Annotated in this window: 1 pseudogene; it reads right to left on the bottom strand. The window is 79.0% G+C overall.

What is annotated here, in order from left to right:
• Positions 1 to 499 (bottom strand): annotated as a pseudogene (locus tag IH13_RS0131775) (hypothetical protein); the annotation flags it as partial.

Raw genomic sequence — 499 nt, 5'->3', positions numbered from 1 at the left:
TCCGTGCGCAGCCGCTCGGACTCCTCGGCCGTCTCGCGGCGGATCCGCTCCGCCTCGGTACGCGCCTCGCCGAGCGCCTCCTCGGCCGCGGCGACCCGGTTCTCCGCCTCGGTCCGCAACCGGGCCAGCTCGTCGGCGGCCTCCGCCTTGCGGGCCTCCACGGCCCGCTCGGTCTCCTCGCGCAGCGTCTCGGCCGCCGCCTCCGCCGCGGCGGTCACCGCCGCCGCCTGCTCCTCCGCGTCGGCGCGCAGCTTCTCGGCGTCGGCCCGGCTGCGTTCGAGCGCCTCCTCGGCCTGCTTGCGTACCGCCGCGGCCCGCTCGGCGGCGTCGGCCCGGACCTTCTCGCTCTCGGCGCCCGCGGACGTCCGCAGCTCCTCGGCGTCCGCCTTCGCCTTGGTCAGCAGCTCCTCGGCGGTGCGGGCACCCTCCTCCAGCTGCTGCACGGCCTCCCGGCGGGCCTCGCCGCGGATCCGCTCGCCCTCGGCGACCGCCTCGGAGC

The sequence above is a fragment of the Streptomyces sp. NRRL WC-3549 genome (assembly GCF_000721935.1).
In the GTDB taxonomy this organism is placed as follows: Bacteria; Actinomycetota; Actinomycetes; order Streptomycetales; family Streptomycetaceae; genus Streptomyces.
This window is presented reverse-complemented; position numbering and strand designations above follow the sequence as displayed.